The following is a 7,186-nucleotide window of genomic DNA, read 5'->3' as shown; positions in this document are numbered from 1 at the left end:
GACAGGGTGATTGTGGCCACGTCCTTCATGTGTGGATCATCGGCCAGCGACGGATCGACGAAGAAGTTGACGGGCATGTCCAGTTCCTGCCCCCGCTCCAGCCGCTGGCGGGTGAAGCAGAAGCACTGGATCTTGTTGAAATAGATGCCGGCCTTGTCGGGCGTGACGTTGAAGGTCGCGGTGCCGACCAGCGCTTTCTCTGACAGATTCTTGGCGTGGTAGCGGATCTCCCGCACCTCACCCAGCTTCAGCGTCACGGCGTTCTGCAGGGGGCGGAATTGCCAGGGCAACTCCCGGTTCACCTCGGCATCGAAACGGACGGTGATGGTGCGGTCCACCACCCGGTCGGCACCCTTGGTCGCCACCTGGGTGGTGCCACCAAAGCCGGTGGCCTTGCAGAATACCTGGTAAAGGGGCACGGCGGCGAAGCTGAGGCCCACCATTCCGGCCACCAGGGCGAAGGCCCCCAGCAGCATGCGCCGGTTGCGCCGCACCAGATCGGCACCGGCGGGCGGACGGTGGCGAAGATCGGGCGGCGGGGAATCGGGACCGGGGATGTCTGCCATGCTGTCGCCTCCCTGGGCGGTGTCGACGGCGGCGGGTTCGCCCGCCTGGTTCTTTTTTTGGGGAAAAAGCTATGGGGCCGGCGTGTTCAACCCCATGCGCACGATGGCCACGACATAGATCAATGCCACGAAACCCAAGAGGGAAAAGAATAGCGCCAAGTTCTTGCCGCGCTGGCGCCTTCCCCGCTCCGCCGCGTCGAGAACGGGTTCCGGCGCCCCCGGGGGGGCGCTGGCCGAGGGGGCGCTTGAAGGAGCGGTGGTATTGGCCATGCGGTCAGGGTTCCTATGCGGAGGGGCCCTCAATCGAGGGGGCGGTCATGCCACCAGCTTCTCACCGATCAGGATGGCGAGCAGCAGGAAAAGGTAGAGGATGGAGTAAGCGAACATCTGCTTGGCGGCGCGGTGGGTCTTGTCCAGCATGACCCGCACGGCGCAGACGATGAAAAGGCCGCTCAGCACCGTGGCGCCCACCAAGTAAGCCATGCCGCCCACACCGAACCAGTGGGGGGCGATGGCGATGGGCAGCAGCAGCAGGGTGTAGGCCAGCATCTGGCGCTTGGTCGCCGCCTCCCCCGCCACCACGGGCAGCATGGGCACGCCGGCGCGGCTGTAATCGCCGCTGCGGAACAGGGCCAGCGCCCAGAAATGCGGCGGCGTCCAGAAGAAGATCAGGCAGAACAGCAGCAGCGGGCCGATGGTGACATCACCCGTCACGCGGCCCAGCCGATCATGGGCGGGAAGGCGCCGGCCGCCCCACCGATGACGATGTTCTGCGGCGTGCGGCGCTTCAGCCACATGGTGTAGACGAAGACATAGAAGGCGTTGGCGAACCCCAGGATGGCGGCCGCCACCCAGTTGACCGCCAGTCCCATCAGCAGCACGGAGGCGACGGACAGCACCACGCCGAAGGCCAGCGCCTCGTCGGGATTGACCCGCCCCTGCGGGATGGGCCGGCCGCGCGTGCGCTCCATGACCGCGTCGATGTCGCGGTCGTACCACATGTTGATGGCGCCCGCGGCGCCGGCGCCCACGGCGATGCACAGCAACGCCACCATCGCCAGCACAGGGTGCAGGGCGCCGGGCGCCACCACCAGACCGGCCAGGCCACTGAACACCACCAGGGACATGACCCGGGGCTTCAGCAGGGCGATGTAGTCGGCGACGCCCCCCGGCAGGCTGTCGGCCTGGACGGAAACGGGCTGGCCCTCGAAGGCGGTATCGGTCATCAGTCTTCGCATCTCATCTGGCGTCACCATCCCATGCGGGGGACGGCGGCACCTTTAATCAGGCAAAACCGCGCGGGAAGCCACCCCTCCCGCGCGGCCGTCGCCTATGCAGCCGGTGCCACCCTCAGCACCTCACTTGATGCGGGGCAGAACCTCGAACTGGTGGAACGGCGGCGGGCTGGACAGGGTCCATTCCAGCGTCGTCTCACCCGTGTTCCAGTAGTCGGCGCCCACGCGCCGGCCGAACATCAGCGTATAAAGGGCCATCACGACGAAGAACAAGGTCGAGCCGAAGGAAATGTAAGCCCCGATCGACGAGATCTGGTTCCACATGTGGAAGGCGTCCGGATAGTCCGGAATGCGGCGCGGCATACCCTGCAGACCCAGGAAATGCTGGGGGAAGAAAATCAGGTTCACGCCGATGAAGGTGGTCCAGAAGTGCAGGTGGGCCGCCCATTCCGGATGTTCCCGGCCCGACATCTTGCCGATCCAGTAGTAGTAACCGGCGAAGATGGCGAAGACGGCGCCCAGGCTCAGCACGTAGTGGAAGTGGGCGATCACGTAGTAGGTGTCGTGCAGCATCACGTCCAGGCCGCCGTTGGCCAGCACCACGCCGGTCACGCCACCCACGGTGAACAGGAAGATGAAGCCGATGGCCCAGACCATGGGCGGCTTGAACTCGATGGAGCCGCCCCACATGGTGGCGATCCACGAGAAGATCTTAACGCCTGTCGGCACGGCGATGATCATGGTCGCCGCGGTGAAGTAGGCCCGGGTGTCGACACTCAGGCCCACCGTGAACATGTGGTGCGCCCAGACGATGAAGCCGACCACGCCGATGGCCACCATGGCGTAGGCCATGCCCAGGTAGCCGAACACCGGCTTGCGCGAGAAGGTGGAGATGATCTGGCTGATGATGCCGAAGGCCGGCAGGATCATGATGTACACTTCGGGGTGGCCGAAGAACCAGAACAGGTGCTGGAACAGCAGCGGGTCGCCGCCGCCGGCCGGGTCGAAGAAGTGGGTGCCGAAGTTGCGGTCGGCCAGCAGCATGGTGATGGCGCCGCCCAGCACGGGCACGGCCAGCAGCAGCAGGAAGGCGGTGACCAGCATCGACCACACGAACAGCGGCATCTTGTGCAGGGTCATGCCCGGCGCCCGCATGTTGAAGATGGTGGTGATGAAGTTGGCCGCGCCCAGGATGGAGGAGGCACCCGCAAGGTGCAGGGCGAAGATGCCCATGTCCACCGACGGGCCGCTATGGCCCAGCGCCGAGGACAGCGGCGGGTAGATGGTCCAGCCGGTGCCAGCACCCGGCCCGATCAGCGAGGATGAGACCAGCAGCAGGAAGGCGGGGACCAGCAGCCAGAAGCTGATGTTGTTCAGGCGCGGGAAAGCCATGTCGGGCGCGCCGATCATCAGCGGCACGAACCAGTTGCCGAAGCCGCCGATGACGGCGGGCATGACCACGAAGAACACCATGATCAGGCCGTGGGCGGTGATCAGCACGTTCCACTGCTGCCCGATGTCGGCCGAAAGGTGGTTCAGCACCTGGATGCCCGGCTCCTGCAGCTCCATGCGCATGATGACCGAGATGGCGCCGCCGATAAGGCCGGCGATCACGGAGAAGATGAGGTAGAGCGTGCCGATGTCCTTGTGGTTGGTCGAGAACAACCACCGCTTCACGAACCCGGGCTTATGGTCGTGATGCGCGTCGTGAGCCGTGTCGTGGGCTGCGTGCGCCATAATTCCAGTTCCCCTCGTTTAATCTCTGCCGGGGTTAAATGTCAGACGGGGCCGACTCAGCGCGCGGCGCCGTTGTCCGTCGCCAGGGCGGTCTTGGTGGCCCCACCCTTGGCCGCTTCCAGCGACGCCAGGAATTCACGGCCGGCATCGATGCCGGCGGTCTTGGTCTTCTCCGCCCAGGTCTTGTAGTCCTCCTTGCTGACGGCATGGACGACGATGGGCATGAAGCCGTGGTTGGTGCCGCAGATCAGCGTGCACTGGCCGTAGAAGGTGCCTTCGACGCTGGCCTGCAGCCAGGTCTCGTTGATGCGGCCGGGCACGGCGTGCAACTGCACGCCCAGCGAGGGCACGAACCAGGAATGGATGACGTCGGCGCCGGTCAGCAGCAGGCGGACGGGCGTGCCCACGGGTACCACCATCTCATTGTCCACGGTCAGCAGGCGGGGCTGGCCCGGCTTCAGGTCGCTGTCGGAGACGATGTTGCTGTCGAAGGCGATGTCGTTGTTATCGGGGTATTCGTAAGACCAGTACCACTGGTGCCCCGTGATCTTCACCGTCATCTCGGGGTTGGGCGTGCGGTCGCCGTAATAGAGGACGCGGAAGGACGGCACGGCCACGATCACCAGGATCAGCACCGGCACCACGGTCCACGCCACCTCCAGCAGGGTGTGGTGGCTGGTCTTGGACGGGACGGGATTCGCGCGCCTGTTGAAGCGCACCATGACCGTCAGCAGCAGCAGCGACACGAAGGCGACGATGCCGACGATGATGTAGAGCAGCAGGCTGTGGAAGCTTTCCAGCTGCACGGCCACCGGCGAGTAGGCGGGCTGCATGCCCAGCTTGCCCGCCTCGGGCATGCTCGTCACCGGGTCGGCCAGCGCCACGGAAGCGCGCCCCGCCAGGGCCGTCAAAAGGGCCGCGAAGGCGGCGGCGTTCTTGCGTACGGACATCCCTTACCACTCTCTCGTTGCCGGGGACGCCTGACACGTCCCACCCGAAGATTGTCCTAGTGACCCCGCCGACCGGACCGCCCCCTGTTCAGGCGTCCGCTTGGCGCGGGATGCCGCCCCACCCTCCCGTTCTTTATAGGGCGCCCCGTCATCCGTCGCCTGGGCCCCCGCCCCTACCTCCCGTTGCGGCGGGACGAAGCGGCGACGGCTTGGGCTATCGGGGCACCTGCCCGGGAGTTCTGACCCAGCATCACAGGCAGCCCGATGGTCAAAGACCGCCTGTATCGTGGCAGACCATAACGTTCCCGATCCTTGACGTAAAGCGGACAACGCGTCCCATCACAAACCGTTGGGCGCACTGGCCCGGCCGCCGGACCCGCCAGGGTGGCACGGGCGCGGTCGGCTGCTACAGCCTTGGCGTGCCTGGAAAATCCCAGGTTCCTGCCATTTCCGGCCCTGTCCGGCAGTCCGGCGGCAGAGCCGTGGGCCCTTTCCCCTGGCGGTGGCGGCATCGACACGCCATGTTATTGGACTATGTTACGAGACGCGCGCCCGCCCCCAGGCGGTGCCCGCCCGTCCTTGAGGAGTTCCGCGCCCATGAGCCTGCTCGCCCAGACCGACGACCTGTTCTTCACCCGGGCGGGCCTGGACCGCGCGCGCACCGAATCGATCGTCGCCGACGCGCTCAAGGGCGGCGACGATGGGGAGCTGTTCCTGGAATACGCCCAGTCCGAAGGCGTGTTCTGGGATGACGGCAAGCTGAAGAGCGCCAGTTTCGACACCACCCAGGGCTTCGGCCTGCGCTCCGTCGCCGGGGAGACGACGGGTTTCGCCCACGCCTCCACCCTGTCGGAGGAGGCGCTGAAGCGCGCGGCCGCCACGGTGCGCACGGTGCAGGCCGGTCACGGCGGCACCTATGCCGAGCCGCCGGTGGGCACCAACCGCGCCCTCTACGCCGCCGACAATCCGCTGGCCATCGTGCCCTTCGAGGCCAAGGTGAAGCTGCTGGCCGACATCGACGCCTACGCCCGCGGCCGCGACCCCCGGGTGCGCCAGGTCAGCGCCAGCCTGACGGGCGAATGGCAGGCGGTGCAAATCATCCGCGCCGATGGCCACCGCGTGGCTGATATCCGGCCCCTGGTGCGCCTGAACGTCTCCGTCGTCGTGGGCGAAGGCGACCGCATGGAGGCCGGCAGCCACGGCGCCGGCGGCCGCGTGGCGTATGAGCGCTATCTACGGCCGGAGACCTGGCGCCACCATGTGGACGAGGCGCTGCGTCAGGCCCTGGTCAACTTGGCCGCCATCCCGGCGCCGGCGGGGGAGATGCCGGTGGTGCTGGGGCCGGGCTGGTGCGGCGTGCTGCTGCACGAGGCCATCGGCCACGGTCTGGAAGGCGACTTCAACCGCAAGGCCACCTCCGCCTTCTCCTCCCTCATCGGCCAGCGGGTGGCCGCCCCCGGCGTCACCGTGGTGGACGACGGCACGCTGGAAGGCCGCCGCGGTTCCATCACCGTGGATGACGAGGGCACGCCCAGCCAGTGCAACACCCTGATCGAGGACGGCATCCTGGTCGGTTACATGCAGGACCGCATGAACGCCCGCCTGATGGGGGTGAAGCCCACCGGCAACGGCCGGCGACAGGGTTTCAGCAGCGTGCCCATGCCGCGCATGACCAACACCATGATGCGGTCGGGCGACAAGACGCCGGCGGAGATCCTGTCCACGGTGAAGCGCGGCCTCTATGCCGTTAACTTCGGCGGCGGCCAGGTGGACATCGTCTCGGGCAAGTTCGTCTTCTCAGCCTCCGAAGCCTATCTGATCGAGGACGGCAAGATCGGCCCCTCCGTCAAGGGCGCCACCCTGATCGGCAACGGCCCCGACGCCCTGACCAAGGTCACCATGATCGGCAACGACAGCTGCCTGGACGAGGGCATCGGCGTGTGCGGCAAGCAGGGGCAGAGCGTGCCGGTGGGCGTGGGCCAGCCCACCCTGCGCATCGACGGGCTGACCGTCGGCGGCACCGCCGCCTAATCCCAAATGGGAAAAAGCCCCGACGACATGATGGCGGCCATCCTGCGCAACCTGCCGGCCAAGACCGGCAGGGACGCGGACGCCTGGGTGGCCCTGATCAAGGCGGAAGGGCCGGGCGAGGCGAAGGCCTGCGCCCGCTGGCTGAAGGAAGCGCACGGCCTGGGCGGCGCCACCGCCCAGGTTCTCGCCGCCAAGGCCCTGGGCTCCATCCACGACCTGTCGCCGGCCGAGCGGCTGGACAAGCTGTATGGGGGGCGGGAGGCCTTGCGCCCCATCGGCGACCGTCTGACGGCGCTGGCGCAAGGGCTGGGTCCCGACGTCACCACCACCGTCCTGTCCACCATCATCTCCTTCAGCGCCGGTCTGAAATTCGCGGAGGCGAAGCCCGCCGGGAAGGGGCGAATCGATTTGGGGTTGGCCCTGGGCCGCGATCCCCTGCCCCTGATACCAGTCAAGACCACGGACGCCAGCGACCGCATCACCTATCGCATCCCGCTGACATCGGTGGATGAGATCACCGGCGAGGTGGCGGCCTGGCTGGCCCGCGCCTACGCCGAACGGCGCTGAGCTTTTTTTCAAGCACACGCGACGACCGCGCCTTTGGTTCCACGTACCTAGAGGAATCGAGGCATCACAGGGGCGTGGGCGGTCATGGGCACTTATCTGA

At 67.0% G+C, this 7,186-nt stretch carries 6 protein-coding genes and 1 pseudogene; 2 read left to right on the top strand and 5 right to left on the bottom strand.

Going from position 1 to position 7,186, the window contains the following annotated elements; translation table 11 throughout:
* The 5 genes and pseudogenes from I55_RS01565 to coxB form a co-directional block, all read right to left on the bottom strand.
* Positions 1 to 566, bottom strand: a 566-nt coding sequence (locus tag I55_RS01565) for a cytochrome c oxidase assembly protein (protein ID WP_049973730.1), incomplete at its 3' end; no start/stop codon positions are given.
* Positions 567 to 635: 69 nt separating this feature from the next.
* Positions 636 to 836, bottom strand: a complete 201-nt coding sequence (locus I55_RS01560) for a hypothetical protein (protein WP_044558682.1) — start codon at positions 834 to 836, stop codon at positions 636 to 638.
* A gap of 45 nt (positions 837 to 881) precedes the next feature.
* Positions 882 to 1,792 (bottom strand): annotated as a pseudogene (cyoE, locus tag I55_RS01555) (heme o synthase).
* A 132-nt stretch (positions 1,793 to 1,924) separates the two neighbouring features.
* Entirely contained in the window at positions 1,925 to 3,538 is a 1,614-nt protein-coding gene (gene ctaD / locus I55_RS01550) for a cytochrome c oxidase subunit I (RefSeq protein ID WP_044558681.1), read from the bottom strand.
* Between the two features lie 56 nt (positions 3,539 to 3,594).
* Complete coding sequence (coxB, locus tag I55_RS01545; RefSeq protein WP_044558680.1) at positions 3,595 to 4,488, bottom strand: cytochrome c oxidase subunit II; 894 nt, start codon at positions 4,486 to 4,488, stop codon at positions 3,595 to 3,597.
* 597 nt (positions 4,489 to 5,085) lie between these two features.
* Here coxB and tldD point away from each other — a divergent pair.
* Together tldD and I55_RS32595 are read left to right on the top strand one after the other, a co-directional pair.
* The gene (tldD, locus tag I55_RS01540) at positions 5,086 to 6,519 is read left to right on the top strand and encodes a metalloprotease TldD (protein WP_044558679.1); all 1,434 of its coding nucleotides are present in this window, start codon (positions 5,086 to 5,088) and stop codon (positions 6,517 to 6,519) included.
* A gap of 6 nt (positions 6,520 to 6,525) precedes the next feature.
* Positions 6,526 to 7,086, top strand: coding sequence for a DUF5655 domain-containing protein (locus I55_RS32595; protein WP_083900755.1), 561 nt, complete (start codon positions 6,526 to 6,528; stop codon positions 7,084 to 7,086).
* Positions 7,087 to 7,186 lie beyond the last annotated feature (100 nt).

Source organism: Azospirillum sp. B4 (genome assembly GCF_000333275.1).
Taxonomy (GTDB): domain Bacteria; phylum Pseudomonadota; class Alphaproteobacteria; order Azospirillales; family Azospirillaceae; genus Nitrospirillum.
The sequence above is the reverse complement of the archived record's forward strand: the minus strand, read 5'-3'. Positions and strand labels throughout refer to the sequence as shown.

What these genes read in the sequence shown, in the direction of transcription:
- I55_RS01560 (WP_044558682.1), bottom strand. Translation starts at nt 836, where the DNA reads ATGGCCAATACCACCGCTCCTTCAAGCGCCCCCTCGGCCAGCGCCCCC.
- ctaD (WP_044558681.1), bottom strand. Translation starts at nt 3,538, where the DNA reads ATGGCGCACGCAGCCCACGACACGGCTCACGACGCGCATCACGACCAT.
- coxB (WP_044558680.1), bottom strand. Translation starts at nt 4,488, where the DNA reads ATGTCCGTACGCAAGAACGCCGCCGCCTTCGCGGCCCTTTTGACGGCC.
- tldD (WP_044558679.1), top strand. Translation starts at nt 5,086, where the DNA reads ATGAGCCTGCTCGCCCAGACCGACGACCTGTTCTTCACCCGGGCGGGC.
- I55_RS32595 (WP_083900755.1), top strand. Translation starts at nt 6,526, where the DNA reads ATGGGAAAAAGCCCCGACGACATGATGGCGGCCATCCTGCGCAACCTG.